The organism is Streptomyces sp. NPDC096105, assembly GCF_044763335.1.
Lineage (GTDB): Bacteria > Actinomycetota > Actinomycetes > Streptomycetales > Streptomycetaceae > Streptomyces.
The window spans coordinates 4005-21686 of sequence record NZ_JBIWGC010000006.1 but is presented as its reverse complement, the minus strand read 5'-3'; the positions used below and the strand labels follow the sequence as shown (position 1 = coordinate 21686).

At 72.3% G+C, this 17682-nt stretch carries 13 protein-coding genes and 1 pseudogene; 13 read left to right on the top strand and 1 reads right to left on the bottom strand.

Annotation, left to right across the window (positions count from 1 at the left end; genetic code table 11):
- The first annotated feature begins 160 nt into the window (after nucleotides 1-160).
- From ACIQ8B_RS11955 to ACIQ8B_RS11905, 11 genes are all read left to right on the top strand, one after another.
- Nucleotides 161-1201, top strand: coding sequence for an acyltransferase (locus ACIQ8B_RS11955; protein ID WP_290009610.1), 1041 nt, complete (start codon nucleotides 161-163; stop codon nucleotides 1199-1201).
- A 54-nt stretch (nucleotides 1202-1255) separates the two neighbouring features.
- Nucleotides 1256-2776, top strand: coding sequence for a folylpolyglutamate synthase/dihydrofolate synthase family protein (locus ACIQ8B_RS11950; protein ID WP_106414233.1), 1521 nt, complete (start codon nucleotides 1256-1258; stop codon nucleotides 2774-2776).
- A gap of 6 nt (nucleotides 2777-2782) precedes the next feature.
- Entirely contained in the window at nucleotides 2783-3133 is a 351-nt protein-coding gene (locus tag ACIQ8B_RS11945) for a DUF4233 domain-containing protein (protein WP_106414234.1), read from the top strand.
- A gap of 64 nt (nucleotides 3134-3197) precedes the next feature.
- Nucleotides 3198-3611 carry a nucleoside-diphosphate kinase gene (ndk, locus tag ACIQ8B_RS11940; protein ID WP_106414235.1) on the top strand — a complete coding sequence of 138 codons (414 nt, stop codon included), beginning with the start codon at nucleotides 3198-3200 and terminating at the stop codon, nucleotides 3609-3611.
- 433 nt (nucleotides 3612-4044) lie between these two features.
- Entirely contained in the window at nucleotides 4045-5064 is a 1020-nt protein-coding gene (locus ACIQ8B_RS11935; RefSeq protein ID WP_290009711.1) for a rod shape-determining protein, read from the top strand.
- A 161-nt stretch (nucleotides 5065-5225) separates the two neighbouring features.
- Nucleotides 5226-6167 carry a rod shape-determining protein MreC gene (gene mreC, locus ACIQ8B_RS11930; protein WP_290009602.1) on the top strand — a complete coding sequence of 314 codons (942 nt, stop codon included), beginning with the start codon at nucleotides 5226-5228 and terminating at the stop codon, nucleotides 6165-6167.
- A 13-nt stretch (nucleotides 6168-6180) separates the two neighbouring features.
- Nucleotides 6181-6849: a rod shape-determining protein MreD gene (gene mreD / locus ACIQ8B_RS11925; RefSeq protein ID WP_106414237.1), complete on the top strand. Its 669-nt coding sequence runs from the start codon at nucleotides 6181-6183 to the stop codon at nucleotides 6847-6849.
- A gap of 114 nt (nucleotides 6850-6963) precedes the next feature.
- Complete coding sequence (gene mrdA / locus ACIQ8B_RS11920) at nucleotides 6964-9297, top strand: penicillin-binding protein 2 (RefSeq protein ID WP_403546584.1); 2334 nt, start codon at nucleotides 6964-6966, stop codon at nucleotides 9295-9297.
- Nucleotides 9294-10496: a rod shape-determining protein RodA gene (rodA, locus tag ACIQ8B_RS11915; RefSeq protein ID WP_290009597.1), complete on the top strand. Its 1203-nt coding sequence runs from the start codon at nucleotides 9294-9296 to the stop codon at nucleotides 10494-10496. Before mrdA ends, rodA begins: the two co-directional genes overlap by 4 nt.
- A gap of 105 nt (nucleotides 10497-10601) precedes the next feature.
- The gene (locus ACIQ8B_RS11910) at nucleotides 10602-12173 is read left to right on the top strand and encodes a CHAD domain-containing protein (RefSeq protein WP_403546583.1); all 1572 of its coding nucleotides are present in this window, start codon (nucleotides 10602-10604) and stop codon (nucleotides 12171-12173) included.
- 102 nt (nucleotides 12174-12275) lie between these two features.
- A complete protein-coding gene (locus ACIQ8B_RS11905; protein ID WP_106414242.1) occupies nucleotides 12276-14240 on the top strand; it encodes a TIGR03960 family B12-binding radical SAM protein in 1965 nt (654 codons plus the stop codon).
- A 102-nt stretch (nucleotides 14241-14342) separates the two neighbouring features.
- Here the strand turns inward: ACIQ8B_RS11905 and ACIQ8B_RS11900 are convergent, their stop codons facing one another.
- Nucleotides 14343-15128, bottom strand: coding sequence for a DUF2637 domain-containing protein (locus tag ACIQ8B_RS11900; protein ID WP_290009593.1), 786 nt, complete (start codon nucleotides 15126-15128; stop codon nucleotides 14343-14345).
- 720 nt (nucleotides 15129-15848) lie between these two features.
- Here ACIQ8B_RS11900 and ACIQ8B_RS11895 point away from each other — a divergent pair.
- Together ACIQ8B_RS11895 and ACIQ8B_RS11890 are read left to right on the top strand one after the other, a co-directional pair.
- Complete coding sequence (locus ACIQ8B_RS11895) at nucleotides 15849-16637, top strand: TIGR03936 family radical SAM-associated protein (RefSeq protein WP_290009591.1); 789 nt, start codon at nucleotides 15849-15851, stop codon at nucleotides 16635-16637.
- 262 nt (nucleotides 16638-16899) lie between these two features.
- Nucleotides 16900-17682 (top strand): annotated as a pseudogene (locus tag ACIQ8B_RS11890) (ribonuclease E/G); the annotation flags it as partial.

The window sequence follows — 17682 nt, the reverse complement described above, 5'->3', positions numbered from 1 at the left end:
GGCCCGCGGCCCCGACGGCCCCCGACCGGGTACCTTCCGGCCGGGGGCCGTTCACGTCGCGGTGGGGCCCCGGTAACCCGGGAGAGGGAACCTGCGGGCTCCGCCCCGCCGGCCCGGCCCCCGTGCGCCGGCCGGCCCCGCCGCCAGGAGCCCCCCGCCGATGTCCTCACCCGTGTCCCCCGCCGCCGCGCCGGAAGCACCGGACCGCACCGCCGACCGGGAGCGGCGCCACGACATCGACCTGCTGCGCGTGCTGTGCACCGCCGCCGTGGTGCTGGTGCACGCCTCCGCCGAGTTCATCGACGCGGGCCACCGCACCACCGGGATCCTCGGCGACACGGCCGGACGGTTCGCGGTGCCGGTGTTCTTCGCGATGGCCGGCTGGGCCGCGCTGGCCGGCGCGCCCGTGGGCGACGAGGCCCGGCTGCTCGCCCGGCTCGGCCGGATCCTGCGCCCGATGGCCGTGTGGACCGCGCTCTACCTGCTGGGCGCGTACCTGACCGGCGTGTCCGGCGCCGGCACGGGCGAGGAGGCGGTGCGGGCGCTCTTCGGGTCCGTCGAGGCCTCCTTCCACCTCTGGTACCTGTACGCCTACGTCCCCCTGATCCTGCTGCTCGGCGTCGTGGTGCTGGTGGTGCGGCGGCGTGCCCTGCCCCGCCGGTCCCTGGCACTGCTCGCCGTCCTCGCGGTCACCCCCGCGCTCGTCGGCGACGTGCGGGAGATCACCGGCTGGGCGCCGCCCGACTGGGGGTGGTCGGTGTCGCTGTCCACGGTGGTGTACGCGGTGGCCGGCGCCGCCCTGCTCGCCGCCCCGCGCCTCGGGCCGCGCGCGCTGTGGGCCGCGGGTGCCGGGGTCGCGTTCGCCGTCCTCGCCGTGTACCAGCTCACGGTGCGCCACCCCGCCGCCTACGGCAGCGTGGCGGTGGCCGCCGTGACCCTCGCGGTGCTCGGCACGGTGGCCCGGGTGCGGGTGCCGGAGCGGGTCCGGCCGCTGGTGGCGCGGCTGTCGGACGCGTCGTTCGGGACGTACCTGGTGCATCTGCTGTGGGTGCGGCTGCTGGCCGGGCCGGTCGCCGGGCGGCTGCCGGACGGGCCCTGGGCGCCGGTCGCGCTGGCCGTGACGGCGGTGGCGGCGGCCGCGCTGTCCTTCGCCGTGAGCGTGCTGTGGGGACGGCCCGGGTGGCGGAAGTGGCTCGGCTGACCGCGCGCCGGGGTGCGCGGGGGAGAACCCGCGCCGCTCCGTAGACTGGGGACCGTGAGCGAGCGCCCAGATTCAGCAGGTCCCGACCCGGACGACACCTTCGACGAGTTCGCGGAGCTCGTGGAGGAGGAGACCCGCCGCGACCCCGACCTCGCGGTGATCGAGGCCGGCAGCCGTACGCTGCGCACCCAGGGCGGCCCGCCGCAGGCGGACGTCCCCGCGCGCCCCGCCGACCCCGAGGTCGACAAGGCCCTGCGCGAGGTGGAGGCGGAGCTCGCCACCCGCTGGGGCGAGACCAAGCTCGAGCCTTCGGTGGACCGCATCTCCGCGCTGATGGACGTCCTGGGCGAGCCGCAGCGCTCGTATCCGTCGATCCACATCACCGGCACCAACGGCAAGACCTCCACCGCCCGCATGATCGAGGCCCTCCTCGGCGCCTTCGACCTGCGCACCGGCCGCTACACCTCCCCGCACGTCCAGTCCGTCACCGAGCGGATCAGCCTCGACGGGGCGCCCGTCTCCGCCGAGCGGTTCATCGAGACGTACCAGGACGTCAAGCCGTACGTGGAGATGGTCGACGCCGCCCAGGAGTACCGGCTGTCCTTCTTCGAGGTGCTGACCGGCATGGCGTACGCGGCCTTCGCCGACGCGCCCGTGGACGTGGCGGTCGTCGAGGTCGGCATGGGCGGCGCCTGGGACGCGACGAACGTCATCGACGCCGGCGTCGCCGTGGTGACGCCGATCGACCTGGACCACACCGACCGGCTCGGCGGCACGCCCGCGGAGATCGCCGGGGAGAAGGCCGGCGTGATCAAGCCGGACGCGACGGTGGTCATGGCGCAGCAGCCGGTGGACGCCGCCCAGGTGCTGCTGAAGAAGGCCGTCGAGGTGGGCGCCACCGTGGCCCGCGAGGGCCTGGAGTTCGGCGTCCTCGACCGGCAGGTCGCCGTCGGCGGCCAGCTGATGACGCTGCGCGGGCTGGGCGGCGAGTACACCGAGGTGTACCTGCCGCTGCACGGCGCCCACCAGGCGCACAACGCGGCGGTGGCCCTCGCGGCCGTCGAGGCGTTCTTCGGCGTCGGCGCCCAGCGCGCCGGATCGCTCGACATCGACACCGTGCGCAAGGCGTTCGCCTCCGTCGCCTCGCCGGGCCGGCTGGAGGTGGTGCGCCGGTCGCCGACCGTCGTGCTGGACGCCGCGCACAACCCGGCGGGTGCGCGGGCGGCGGCCGCCGCGATCGGGGAGGCCTTCCAGTTCAGCCGCCTGATCGGCGTGGTCGGCGCGAGCGGCGACAAGAACGTGCGTGAGCTGCTGGAGGCGTTCGAGCCGGTGTTCGCCGAGATCGTCGTCACCCAGAACTCCAGTCACCGCGCGATGGACGCCGACGCGCTGGCCGCGGTCGCCGTGGAGGTGTTCGGCGAGGAGCGCGTGCAGGTCGAGCCGCGGCTGCCGGACGCCCTGGAGGCCGCGATCACGCTGGCCGAGGAGGAGGGCGAGTTCGCGGGCGGCGGTGTGTTCGTCACCGGTTCCGTCATCACGGTCGGCGAGGCCCGGCTGCTCCTGGGGAAGGGCTGAGATCCCGTGCGTACGCTCTGTTCTTCGACGCTGATCGGCGAGTTCTTCATCATCGGGTTCGCCGGTCTGGTCGCGATGAAGCAGCCCGACCTGTCGACCGGCACGGTGTGGACGGTCTGCGGCATCGCCATGTTCCTGTCCGTCGCGCTGTGCGGGATGGTCAGCCGGCCGGGCGGGGTCGCCCTGGGCTGGGCGCTGCAGATCGCGCTCGTCGCCTCCGGCGTGTTCGTCCCGATGATGTTCTTCCTGGGCGGGGTGTTCGCGCTGCTGTGGTGGGCGTCGGTGCACTTCGGGCGAAAGGTGGACGAGGCAAAGGCCCGTTTCGCCGCACAGGCGGAGCAGCCCGACACTGCGTGACGGACCGTCCGACACGCCCGGTAACCTCTTTGCCCCGCACCATTTGACGCACAAGGAGCCCGCAGTGACCCAGCGCACCCTCGTCCTCCTCAAGCCCGACGCCGTCCGTCGTGGCCTGACCGGCGAGATCATCAGCCGCATCGAGCGCAAGGCCGGCTGGAGGATCACCGCGCTGGAGCTGCGCACGCTGGACCAGGACACGCTGGAGCAGCACTACGGGGAGCACCGGGGCAAGCCCTTCTACGAGCCGCTCGTGGAGTTCATGGCGTCCGGTCCGGTCGTCGCGATGATCGTCGAGGGCGAGCGGGTCATCGAGGGCGTGCGCCGGCTCGCCGGCCCCACCGACCCCATCGCCGCCGCCCCGGGCTCGATCCGCGGTGACTACGGCGTGATCGTGCGGGAGAACCTGATCCACGCGTCCGACTCGGAGGAGTCGTCCGACCGGGAGATCAAGATCTTCTTCCCGGGTCACGCCTGAGGCCGTTCCGAGGCGCGCCGGTCGCAGCCGTGACCGGCGCGCCTCGTCGTGGGCGGATCCGGCGGTGACCCGGTGCGGCCGGACGGACACGGTAGGGTGTCGTCGCGCGCGGGACGCGGAACCGCGACGAAATCCGCGCATAACGATCACGTCGCGGCCGCGGCCTGGGTATTTGTCGTGCCTCGGAGGGTCTGGGAGCTTTGCCCCGGACCGTTTTGGCATATGCACGGCGTTCGGGGGAACGGATGCCCCCGTTGGCCCGTCTCCACAGGCAGGGCGACGCGCCGTCTGATGACAATGGCGAAGACCCTCGCACAGTGTTCGCGGAGGCACGTCTACCATGGACGCCATCGCGTCACCGCACCCACCTCGCCGACCTGAGAAGCCCTCAAAAGCTCGCGGGAAGGCCAGACGAATCCTGATGGGGAACTCAATGTCGTTCATCGGCCGTGACATGGCTGTCGACCTCGGGACCGCCAACACGCTGGTGTACGTCAGGGGTCGCGGAATCGTACTCAACGAGCCGTCCGTCGTCGCGATCAACACCAACACCGGTGGCATCCTCGCGGTCGGTGCCGAAGCGAAGAAGATGATCGGACGCACGCCGGGCAACATCGTCGCCGTGCGTCCGCTGAAGGACGGCGTCATCGCCGACTTCGAGATCACCGAGCGGATGCTCCGCTACTTCATCCTGAAGATCCACAAGCGGCGGTATCTGGCTCGTCCGCGGGTCGTCGTCTGCGTGCCCTCCGGCATCACGGGCGTCGAGCGCCGCGCCGTCATCGAGGCGTCGTCCCAGGCCGGCGCCCGGCAGGTGCACATCATCGAGGAGCCCATGGCGGCCGCCATCGGCTCCGGCCTGCCGGTCCACGAGGCCACCGGCAACATGGTGGTGGACATCGGCGGCGGCACGACGGAGGTCGCGGTCATCTCCCTCGGCGGCATCGTCACCGCCCAGTCCATCCGGGTCGCGGGTGACGAGCTGGACAACGCCATCATCCAGCACATCAAGAAGGAGTACTCGCTCCTGCTGGGTGAGCGGTCGGCGGAACAGATCAAGATCACGATCGGTTCGGCGTACGACCTCGACACCGACGAGCACACCGAAGTCCGTGGCCGGGACCTCGTCTCCGGGCTGCCGAAGACCGTGGTGATCTCCGCCGCCGAAGTGCGCAAGGCGATCGAGGAACCGGTCAACGCCATCGTGGACGCGGTCAAGACGACCCTCGACAAGTGCCCGCCCGAGCTGTCCGGCGACATCATGGACCGGGGCATCGTGCTGACCGGCGGCGGCGCCCTGCTGCGCGGACTCGACGAGCGGCTGCGCCGGGAGACCGGCATGCCGATCCACATCGCCGAGGACCCCCTGGACAGCGTGGCGCTCGGCTCCGGCAAGTGCGTCGAGGAGTTCGAGGCCCTCCAGCAGGTGCTGGACGCCCAGCCCCGCAGATGACACACCGCCACGACTCCGCCGTACGAGACGTCGCCTCTCGTGCGGCGGAGCGCTGGTATCGAGGGACGGCCCGGGCGGTGACGCCCCGAAGAGCCCGCACCACAACCTGAACAGACCCCACCTCATACCCGTTCTCGACGAGGAAGGCACGGCCGCCGCACGTGAGGGACACGAAAGAGAGCCGGCTGCTCCTGGTGCTGCTGATCGCCATCGCGTTCGCGCTGATCACGGTGGACATCCGCGGTGGGGAGGACTCACCGGTGGACGGTGCCCGGCAGGCGGCGGCGTCGGTCTTCGGCCCGATCGAGAACGGCGTGTCCGGCGCGGTCGACCCGATCGGCAACGCGGTCACCGCCGTCCGCGAGTCCGGCGACCGCCACGACCGGCTCGCCCGGCTGGAGCGGGAGAACGCGGCGCTCAAGGCCGAACTCGGCAGCGACGACCGCAGCCGCAGCCGCCTCAAGCAGCTCGACAAGCTGCTCGGCGTCGCCGGCAAGGGCCAGTACGGCATCAAGGGCGCCCAGGTCATCGCCATAGGAGCGGCCCAGGGCTTCTCCTGGACCATCACCATCGACGCCGGCGCCGACGACGGCATCGAGCGCGACATGACCGTCCTCAACGGCGACGGCCTGGTCGGCCGCGTCACCACCGTCGGTCCGAGCACCGCCACCGTGCTGCTCGCCAGCGACCCCGACTTCACCGTCGGCACCCGCATGGAGTCCACCGACGAACTCGGCTTCGCCTCCGGCCAGGGTGACCGCCCGCTGCGCGTCGAACTGCTCAACGGCAAGGCCGAGATCAAGAAGGGCGACCGGCTGGTCACCTTCGGCTCGCAGGCCGACAAGCCGTTCGTGCCCGGCGTCCCGGTCGGCGTCGTCTCCCGCGTCGACCCCTCCGGCGGCGACCTGACCCGCACCCTGTACGTCACGCCGTTCGTCAACTTCAGCAAGCTCGACGTGGTCGGCGTCGTCGTCCAGGCGCCGAAGAAGGACCCGCGCGACACGGTGCTGCCCAGGAAGCCCGAGCCGACCCCCACGCCGACCGTGACCGTGACCGTCACGCCCTCGGCGCCCGCCGACGGTCCCGACCAGCCAGAGCAGTAGGAGCTGTCACCCCATGCGCGTCAACCGGATCCTGCTCTCCAGCTCGCTGATCGTCGTCGCCCTCGTCGTCCAGGTGAGCGTCCTCGCCCGCCTCCACCTCCCGGGCGCCGTCCCCGACCTGCTGCTGCTCGTCGTCCTCGGACTCGCCCTGGTCTACGGGCACGTCGGCGGCGCCCTGGTCGGCTTCGCCGCCGGCCTCCTCGCCGACCTCGCGCCGCCCGCCGACCACGCGGCCGGGCGCTACGCCCTCGTGCTGTGCGTCATCGGCTACCTCGCCGGACTCGTCAAACCCGAGAACGGGCAGGTGAGGACGGCGGCCGGACCGATGCTCGTGGTGGTCGCCGCCGCCGTCGGCTCCACCCTGCTCTACGCCGGCGTCGGCGCCCTCGTCGGGGACACCGCGGCCCGTCATGTCGGCCTCGGTGGCCTGCTGTTCACCGCCGCCCTGTACGACCTGCTGCTCGCCCCCTTCGTGGTGCCCGGCGTGATGGCACTGGCCCGGCGCGCCGAGAACGACCCCCTCGCCGAGACGAACTCCCCCAAGGCCGGGGACCTCTCCTCGGGCTGGCTCTCCGGCGGCACCGGCCTGCGCATCGGCGGCCAGCGCAACGGCCTGCGGGTCAAGGCGGCCCGCGCCCGCTCGGCCCGCGCCGGACGCATCAAGGGGGTCAAGCGCCTGTGACCTCCCCAAACTTCACCAGCACGAGTGAACGCGGCGGGAACGCGCGTCCACCGGCCGGCCGTTCACCACTCGTCAGCTCACACCCGCACGCGCTCTGAGAGGGGAGGAAGCCGCGTGACCAACATCCCCGAGACCGGCCGCAGCCCACGGGTCCAGATCCGGCTCGTCGTCATCCAGGTCCTCGTCATCTCCCTGCTCGGCACCCTCGGCGGGCGCCTGTGGTACCTCCAGATCCGCGAAGGCGACCAGTACGCCAAGGAGGCCTCCGGCAACCACGTGCAGCAGGTCGTCCAGCCCGCCGTGCGCGGCTCCATCCTGGACGCCCGCGGCGTGGCCCTCGCGGACAACGAGACGCGGCTGGTCGTCTCCGCCTCCCGCACCGACCTCATGAAGATGCCGGACGACGGCAAGGCGGTCCTCACCAAGCTCGCCGGCGTCCTCGGCATGAAGCCCCAGGACGTCATGATGAAGGTCCGGCTGTGCAACGCCGAGACCCCCCAGCCCTGCTGGAACGGCTCGCCGTACCAGCCGATCCCCATCACCGACGAGGCCACGCCCAAGCAGGCCCTGCAGATCCGGGAGCGCGCCGAGGACTTCCCCGGCATCACCGCCGAGCCGCAGGCGCTGCGCCGCTACCCGAGCCCCGGCAAGGCCAACACCGCCCAGGTCCTCGGCTACCTCTCGCCCGTCACCGACGAGGAGATCCAGCAGGCCCAGGACACCGACTCGCCCTACCTGCGCTCGGACATGGTCGGCCGCTCCGGCCTGGAGCGGCAGTACGACAAGCAGCTGCGCGGCAAGGCCGGCGTCACCCGCTACGAGGTCGACAAGCTCGGCCGCGTCCTCGGCCAGGCCCAGTCCGACCCGGCCGAGCCCGGCGCCAACCTCGTCACCAGCATCGACTCCCGCGTGCAGCGCATCGCCGAGTACGAGCTCAACGAGGCGATGAAGGAGGCCCGCAAGCAGCACGACCGCAACACCAACCGGAACTACGAGGCCGACTCCGGCGCCGTCGTCGTCATGGAGGCCAAGACCGGCCGCGTCGTCGCCATGGCCTCCAACCCGACCTACGACCCCAACTCCTGGGTCGGCGGCATCTCCGCCAAGGACTACGCCGAGCTCACCGGCGAGAAGTCCAACTACCCGCTGCTGAACCGCGCCATCCAGGGCCTGTCGGCGCCCGGCTCCATCTTCAAGGTGATCCCGACGGCCGCCGCCGTCAAGGCCGGCTACTCCTTCGAGGGCCCCTACAACTGCTCCAGCTCGTACTCCATCGGCGGCCAGGTCTTCAAGAACTTCGAGTCGCAGAACCACGGTGCGATCAGCCTGGGCCGGGCGCTCGAGGTCTCCTGCGACACCGTCTTCTACGCCCTCTCCCACGAGGAGTGGAAGCGCGACGGCGGCAACAAGCCGAAGAAGAACGCCAACGACTGGTTCTACAAGGTCGCCCACCAGTTCGGCCTCGGCAAGGAGACCGGCATCGACCTGCCCAACGAGGTCACCGGCCGCGTCCCCGACCGCCAGTGGAAGGCCGACTACTGGAAGGCCAACAAGGACGCCTGGTGCAAGTACGGCAAGAAGGGCGGCAGCTACGCCGAGCAGATCGCCTACGAGAACTGCCTCGAAGGCAACCGGCTGCGCGCCGGTGACTCGGTGAACTACTCCATCGGACAGGGCGACACGCTCGTCACCCCGATCCAGATGGCCACCATCTACGCGGCCCTCTCCAACGGCGGCACCCTGTACACCCCCACCGTCGGCAAGGCCGTCATCAGCCCCGACGGCAAGACCGTCACGGAGATCGAGCCCAAGGCGCACGGCAAGCTGCCGACCTCGAAGAAGACGCTCGAGCAGATAGACGAAGCCCTCGAGGGAGTCGCCACCCGCGGTACGGCCGCGTGGCGGTTCGAGGGCTGGCCGCAGGACGAGATCCCGATGCACGCCAAGACCGGTACGGCCGAGGTGTACGGCAAGCAGACCACCTCGTGGTTCGCCACCTACACCGAGGACTACGCGATCGTCATGACGATCGCGCAGGGCGGCACCGGTTCCGGCGCCTCGGGCCCCGCCGTGCGCAACATCTACAACGCCCTCTACGGCGTGTCCGAGGACGGCGAGATCGACGACAAGAAGGCGCTGTTGCCCAAGCCGCAGAAGGCCCTGCCCAAGGTCCGCACGGACGGCACGATCACCTCGCCGAAGGTCGCCAAGGACTTCGCCGAGGAGTTCCGGGCCACACCGTCGCCGGACGCCGGGGCCACGGCCCCGCAGCAGGACGACGACCCGGCCGACCCGCAGCAGGCCGGCACGGTCCCGTCGCCCGAGAACACCAACCGCGACACCCGCCGCAGACGACGGCGGGGCGGCGGCCCCGGCCGCGGCGGGGGACACCCGCGCGGCCGCGGCCCCCGGCCGCGCGCGGCACGCCCGGAGAGGACGGCGTCATGACCGGCGGCGTCAACAGCTTCCAGGTCTCCGGGTACGGACCCGAGCGGGCCGGCTGGACACGGGTGTTCGCCCGCGACGGCCTGGCCCGCCGGCTGGACTGGCCGATACTGCTCTCGGCGCTCGCCCTGTCCCTGCTCGGCTCCCTGCTGGTCTACTCGGCCACCCGCAACCGCACCGAGCTGAACCAGGGCGACCCGTACTACTTCCTGGTCCGGCACTGGCTGAACACCGGCATCGGCGTCGCCCTGATGATCGGCGCCGTCTGGCTCGGCCACCGCGGGCTGCGCACGGCCGTACCGCTGCTGTACGGCGCCTCGGTCTTCCTCATCCTGCTGGTGCTCACCCCGCTGGGCTCCACGATCAACGGCGCCCACTCCTGGATCAAGCTGCCCGGCGGCTTCTCCCTCCAGCCCTCGGAGTTCGTGAAGATCACGATCATCCTCGGCATGGCCATGCTGCTGGCGGCGCGCGTCGACGCGGGCGACAAGCCCTACCCCGACCACCGCACGGTGCTCCAGGCGCTCGGCCTCGCCGTCGTGCCGATGCTGATCGTGATGCTCATGCCCGACCTCGGGTCGGTCATGGTGATGGTCGTCATCGTGCTCGGCGTGCTGCTCGCCTCCGGGGCCTCCAACCGGTGGGTCTTCGGCCTGATCGGCGCGGGCGCGGCCGGCGCGATCACCGTCTGGCAGCTCGGCGTCCTCGACGAGTACCAGATCAACCGCTTCGCCGCCTTCGCCAACCCGGAACTCGACCCGGCCGGCGTCGGCTACAACACCAACCAGGCCCGCATCGCCATCGGCTCCGGCGGACTGACCGGCTCCGGCCTCTTCCAGGGCTCGCAGACCACCGGCCAGTTCGTGCCCGAGCAGCAGACCGACTTCGTCTTCACGGTCGCCGGCGAGGAACTGGGCTTCGTCGGTGGCGCACTGATCATCGCCCTGCTCGGGGTCATCCTCTGGCGCGCCTGCCGCATCGCCCGCGACACCACCGACCTGTACGGGACGATCGTCGCGGCGGGCATCGTCGCCTGGTTCGCCTTCCAGAGCTTCGAGAACATCGGCATGACCCTGGGCATCATGCCGGTCACCGGCCTGCCCCTGCCCTTCGTGTCGTACGGCGGTTCCTCGATGTTCGCGGTATGGCTGGCGGTGGGCCTGCTGCAGTCGATCCGGATGCAACGCCCCATGTCCGCCTGACCGCCCGCCTCCGACCGGGTCCCACCCGGCCCCGCCCACTCCCGCGCGCCACCGGTGCGGAGCGGCCCACTGCCGCTCCGCACCCACGGCGACTAGATTCGGTGCATGGCGGACACCAAACGCGAGATCGAGCGCAAGTACGAGTCCCACGACGCAGCTCTGCCCGACCTGACCCGCGTCCCCGGCGTCGCGTCCGTGCGGGAGCGGGGCGTCACCCACCTCGACGCCACCTACCACGACACCGCCGACCAACGCCTTTCCGCGGCCTCCATCACCCTGCGCCGCCGCACCGGCGGCTCCGACGCCGGCTGGCACCTCAAGTTCCCCGTCGCCCCCGGCGTGCGCGACGAGATCCGCGCCCCCCTCTCCGACACCCTCCCGGACGAACTCGCCGCCCTCGTCCGCTCCCGCGTCCGCGACCGGGAACTGCGGCCCGTGGTCCGCCTGCGTTCCGACCGCGACGTCCGGCACCTCCTCGACGACCAGGGCCGGCTGCTCGCCGAGGTCAGCGTCGACACCGTGCACGCCGAACGCCTCACCGGCGCGGGCGGCACCGCGCGGTGGACCGAGATCGAGGTGGAACTCGCCGACGACGGCGACCCGGACGTCCTCGACAAGGTGGAGAAACGGCTGAGGAAGGCAGGCGTGCGGCCGTCGGCATCGTCCTCGAAACTGGCCCGCGCCCTCGCCGAGACCGCGCCGGACGCCGAAACCGGCGGAACCGCCGGAGGCGACGGCACACCCCCCGCCACGGCCCCCGAGGCCGCCCCCCGGCACAAGCACCGCCCCCGCCCGCACGGCACGCCCGTCACCGCCGGCGACCACGTCCTCGCCTACGTCCGCGCCCAGCGCGACGCCCTCGTCGAGCTGGACCCCGCCGTGCGGCAGGACGTCCCCGACGCCGTCCACCGCATGCGGGTCGCCACCCGCCGGCTGCGCAGCACCTTCCGCAGCTTCCGCCCTGTCCTCGACCGCGCCGCCACCGACCCGGTCGCCGCCGACCTGAAATGGCTGGCCGCCCAGCTGGGCGCGGACCGCGACCAGGAGGTCCTCGCCGAACGACTCACCCAGGCCCTCTCCCGGCTGCCCGACGACCAGATCACCGGCCCGGTCGCCGACCGCCTCGCCGCCTGGTCCGAGGCCCGCCACAAGGGAGCCCACCACCAGCTCGTCGCCGTCCTCGACTCCCGCCGCCACCTCACCCTGCTCGACACCCTGGACGCCCTGCTCGCCGACCCGCCCCTGCGCAAGAAGGCCGGCGCCGGCCCGGACAAGGTGCTCGCCAAGGCCGTGCGCAAGGACTTCGCCAAGCTGGCCGGGCTCGTCGAGCACGCCCTGGAGCTGGCGCCCGGTCCGGAACGCGACACCGCGCTGCACGAGGCACGCAAGAAGACCAAGCGCACCCGGTACGCCGCCGAGGCCGCCGCCCCCGCGCTGGGCGAGCCCGCCGAGAATGCGGTCAGGGACATGAAGTCGCTGCAGGGCCTGCTCGGCGACCACCAGGACAGCGTCATGGCCCGCCGCACCCTGCGCGAGCTGGCCGCCGTGGCGCACGCGGCGGGGGAGAGCGACTTCACCTACGGCGTCCTGCATGCCGGTGAGGCACACCGCGCCCGCAGCGACGAGGAGGCGCTTCCCGAGGCGTGGAGCTCGATCAGCCGGACGTTCCCGTTCTGAACGCCGTGCGGGAGACCCCCCCGGGCGGGTTAGGCTGGATGGTCACCCGCCCCTGAGGCACCGGCCCGGGGGACCCGCAGTCACCACACGAAGGTTCGCGAGATGCCTGCCGAAGCCGCCGAGTCTGTGTTCCCGCAGCTCGAAGCTCTGCTCCCGCATGTGCAGAAGCCGATCCAGTACGTCGGCGGAGAGCTCAACTCCACGGTCAAGGACTGGGACGCCTGCGACGTCCGCTGGGCACTCATGTACCCCGACGCGTACGAGGTCGGACTGCCCAACCAGGGCGTCATGATCCTCTACGAGGTCCTCAACGAACAGGACGGCGTCCTGGCCGAGCGCACCTACAGCGTCTGGCCGGACCTCGAGGCGCTGATGCGCGAGCACCGTGTGCCGCAGTTCACCGTCGACAGCCACCGTCCGGTGCGGGCCTTCGACGTGTTCGGCCTGAGCTTCTCCACGGAGCTGGGCTACACCAACATGCTCGCCGCGCTGGACCTGGCCGGCATCCCGCTGGAGTCCCGGGACCGCACGGAGGACGACCCGATCGTCATGGCCGGCGGTCACGCGGCCTTCAACCCGGAGCCGATCGCCGACTTCATCGACTGCGCGGTCATCGGCGACGGCGAGCAGGCCGTGCTCGAGGTCACGCGGATCATCCGCGCCTGGAAGGAGGAGGGCCGCCCCGGCGGCCGCGAGGAACTCCTCCTGCGCCTGGCCAGGACCGGCGGGGTCTACGTCCCCGGCTTCTACGACGTCGAGTACCTCCCCGACGGCCGCATCGCCCGTGTCGTGCCGAACCGCTCCGGCGTGCCGTGGCGCGTGTCCAAGCACACGGTCATGGACCTCGACGAGTGGCCCTACCCGAAGCAGCCCCTCGTGCCGCTCGCCGAGACGGTCCACGAGCGCATGTCGGTGGAGATCTTCCGCGGCTGCACCCGCGGCTGCCGCTTCTGCCAGGCCGGCATGATCACGCGCCCGGTGCGCGAGCGGTCCATCACCGGCATCGGCGAGATGGTCGACAAGGGCCTGAAGGCGACCGGCTTCGAAGAGGTCGGCCTGCTGTCCCTCTCCTCCGCCGACCACTCGGAGATCGGCGACATCGCCCAGGGCCTCGCGGACCGCTACGAGGAAGACAAGATCGGCCTCTCGCTGCCCTCGACCCGCGTCGACGCCTTCAACATCGACCTGGCGAACGAACTGACCCGCAACGGCCGCCGGTCCGGCCTCACCTTCGCGCCCGAGGGCGGCTCGGAGCGCATCCGCAAGGTCATCAACAAGATGGTCTCGGAGGAAGACCTGATCCGCACCGTCGCCACGGCCTACGGCAACGGCTGGCGCCAGGTGAAGCTGTACTTCATGTGCGGGCTGCCCACCGAGACCGACGACGACGTGCTGCAGATCGCCGACATGGCCACGCGCGTCATCCAGAAGGGCCGCGAGGTCTCCGGCTCCAACGACATCCGCTGCACGGTGTCCATCGGCGGTTTCGTGCCCAAGCCGCACACGCCGTTCCAGTGGGCCCCGCAGCTGTCCGCCGAGGAGACCGACGAGCGCCTGGCCAAGCTGCGCGACAAGATCCGCGGCGACAAGAAGTACGGCCGCTCCATCGGCTTCCGCTACCACGACGGCAAGCCCGGCATCGTCGAGGGCCTGCTCTCCCGCGGCGACCGCCGCATCGGCGCGGTCATCCGCGCGGTCTACGACGACGGCGGCCGCTTCGACGGCTGGCGCGAGCACTTCTCCTACGACCGCTGGATGCAGTGCGCGGAGAAGGCGCTGGCCCCGTACGGGGTGGACGTCGACTGGTACACCACCCGCGAGCGCACCTACGAGGAGGTCCTGCCCTGGGACCACCTCGACTCGGGCCTGGACAAGGACTGGCTCTGGGAGGACTGGCAGGACGCCCTCGACGAGACCGAGGTCGAGGACTGCCGCTGGACCCCGTGCTTCGACTGCGGCGTCTGTCCGCAGATGGACACGAGCATCCAGATCGGCCCGACGGGCAAGAAGCTCCTGCCCCTGACGGTCAAGAACGCGGGCCCGGTGCCGAGCGGCCACGCGCACTGAGCGCGGCCCGGACGGCCGGGCGGCGGCACGCGAACACGAGAAACGGAGCAGCGGCCTCTTCGGCGGGGGGCCGCTGCTCCGTTGTCGTGCGGGGGTGTGCCGTCACGGCATCTGGCGGCCGTCGTACGGGCGGACGCGGTGGCGGGGGCTGACCGTGCGGCGGGGCGGGCGGGTGAGGGTGATCTGGCGGACCAGCTGCTGGAAGCAGGCCAGGGCGGCGACGCCCGGCAGGGCCGCGGCCGCCGTGTCGGTGACGGTGCGGGGCGCCTGGGCCACGCACAGCAGGACCGCGACGGAGGAGAAGAGCAGGACGACGAACCAGGAGTGCAGGGCGCGCCGTTGGTGCAGGGCCGCGCGGAGGATGGAGAGGGAGCCGGCCAGCCAGGGGCCGTACACCAGGATGGGCCACCAGGACGAGGAGTCGCCGCTGCTGTGCGCCGTGGTGACGAGGAGCAGGGGTTCGTAGGTGACCACGCCGCTGAAGACGCTCACCATCGACACGGTGACGGCCGCCATGGCGGCGATGGCGTAGCTGGCGACGCGCAGGGCGTCGGGGCGCGGTCGCGGGGGTTTGCGGTGGCCTCGCGGTGCGGAGCGCAGGGGCGGCAGTTCGGCCGTGATCTCCTGCAGGTTGTCCAGGGGGCTGCCGGCCGGGGGAGCGGTGACCGGAATCTCCTCCCGCGGCGGCGGCACGGTGGGGGCGTATTCCTCGCCGCGGGCCTCCTGGAGGAGGTAGGCCAGTTCCTCGGCCGGGTCCCAGGGGGGCACGGCGGGTTCGACGGGTTCCGCGTAGACGGCTCCGGCCCGGTGCCGGCCGGTTCCCGCTTCGTTGAACGGGTCCGGTGCTTCGGTGTTGTACCAGAGCGGGTCGTAGCGTTCATCATTCATGTCAGGATTGATTCATCGGGCCGGTGAGCGCGCTCAACAGCGGGCGTGTGCAGTGCAGTTGGAGCGGACCTGACCTGCTTGCCTTCATACAGCGACTAACGGCGGCACATTCACTTGGATGCGCGGCGAATGAGTGAACACCCGTCGGGACAATGGGTTTGTCGAAGGCTCCGAGTTTCCTTTTTTTCGATGGGCTTTTCAGCGTATGAAGCACCCGGAATCGGGTCGTGCGGCCGTTCGTGGCGCTGTGGCGGTGGAGGGCTCACCCCGGTCGGACGTGCCGTCCGTGACGCGGTTTCGGCCCGCTGCTCATCGCGGGCGACGAGCCCGCCGCGGACACCCCCGGCCTCCCCGTGGGCGGACCCGCCGGAGCCTCGCGCCCCACGGCCGCCTCCGGGACGTACGCCTCCTCGGCGCCCCCGCCGGCCCGCGCGGGGACGGCATGCCCGGGGCCGCCTGGGGTACCGGAGCGCAGGGAGACCGTCCCGCCGGCTGGTGGCCGCCGTACGGCGGCGGCCACAAGGGCGGGCACCGGGGAACCGGGGTGCCTGCTTGCACGTACCCTGAAAGGGACCACGGCCCTGGTGCCCGGCCGGCACAGCCGGGGCCGTCGTCGTACGGCCGTACCCTGGAAGGGGAGGCGCGCCCCGCGCCCCCTTGCGACAAGGAGAAGATCCACTGGGCAAGCGACAGCCCGAAGGCCCGCCGCCCGCACCCGCGGTGCAGCGCATCCGACTGCGCTACACCAAGCGCGGCCGCCTCCGGTTCACCAGCCACCGTGACTTCCAGCGTGCCTTCGAGCGCGCGTTGCGCCGCGCCGAGGTGCCCATGGCGTACTCGGCCGGTTTCACGCCGCACCCGAAGGTGTCGTACGCCAATGCCGCACCCACCGGCACCGGCAGCGAGGCCGAGTACCTGGAGATCGCGCTCACCGAGCCGCGGGACCCCGAGCGGCTGAGGGCCCTGCTCGACGAGTCGCTGCCCGCCGGGCTCGACGTCGTCGACGCGGTCGAGGCCCGCACCTCCGGGCTCGCCGACCGGCTCACGGCCTCCGTCTGGGAGCTGCGGCTGGACGGCGTCGCCCCCGAGGACGCCCGCCGTGCGGTGGACGCCTTCGAGGCGGCCGAGACCGTCGAGGTCCAGCGCCGCACCAAGAACGGCATCCGTACCTTCGACGCCCGTTCCGCGGTCGTCGCCCTCGACACCGTCGAGGAAGGCGCCGGGACGGATCCCTCGCCGGCTGATAGGCCGACCGACCGGCCCTGTGCGATACTGCGGCTGGTTGTTCGGCACGTGACGCCTGCCGTACGACCCGACGACGTCCTGTCCGGTCTCCGCGCCGTGGCCGACCTGGCGCCGCCGGTCCCCGTAGCGGTGACCAGGCTGGCGCAGGGGCTGTTCGATGAAGAGACCGGCACGGTGACCGACCCGCTCGCGCCCGACCGCGAGGCAGCAGCGACCGAGCCGCACACGGCCGCCGCCACTGCCGCCGCGACGGCGCCGGCGTAAGGAAGGTCCCGCGTAGGGACGGACGTCGTAAGCGCCGCCCTCGAACTCGGGAGCCACCTGGGTCGGGCAGCGCACCGACCAGAAGACTTTCGCCAGGCCGTGCGCATTCGGCGTACGGAACCGGCGAGACAGGACTACAGAGAGCTTCCGAGCGGCGCCCGCGCCCCGGACGGCGGCCACCGCGCACCGCGCGGGCCGCGGACGTCACCGGCATCGCCGGACCAGGCGCGGCGCCCGGGAGCCTGACGGGAGAACCGCCCGCATGCTCGAACCGACCGAGTCCACCGAGGGCTCCGAACCGAAGACCCCCAGCGACACCCTGCCGCCCCGCCGGCGACGCAGGGCCGCGTCCCGGCCGGCGGGCCCGCCCGCCACCGCCGACGGCAGCGCCGCGGAGACCGTCACGCCGGCCATACCGGCCACCGAGGCGCCCGCCGAGGCGGCGAAGACGCCCGAGCCCGCCGAGGGCACGACCGACACCCAGCAGGAGACCGGGGCCCCCGCGCCCCGGCGTCGCCGTGTGGTCCGCCGCGCGGCCGCGCCCGCCGGTGCGGCGGCGTCCGCGGAGGCCGCCGAGACCGTCGTACCGGCGGCACCGGCCGCGTCCGAGTCGGCCGCGGAAGAGGCCGCTCCGGCCGGCGGCACGACGGAGGACGCCGCTCCCCGTCGTACTCGTCGGCGTGCGACGCGCACCGTGACCTCTCCTGTGGCGACCGCGGAGACGCCGGCCGCCGAGGAGACTGCCGTGGCCGCCGCTCCTGAGGCCCAGGCCGAGTCGGCCGGCGGCACGACGGAGGACGCCGCTCCGCGTCGTACTCGTCGGCGTGCGACGCGCACCGTGACCTCTCCTGCGGCTGAGGCTTCCGTCGAGGCCGCCGCGGAAGAGGCCGCTCCGGCCGCCGGGCCCGCGGAGGAGCCCGCCGCCGACGCCACCGAGGACGCCGTCCCGCGTCGTACTCGTCGGCGTGCGACGCGCACCGTGACCTCTCCTGTGGCGACCGCGGAGACGCCGGCCGCCGAGGAGACTGCCGTGGCCGCCGCTCCT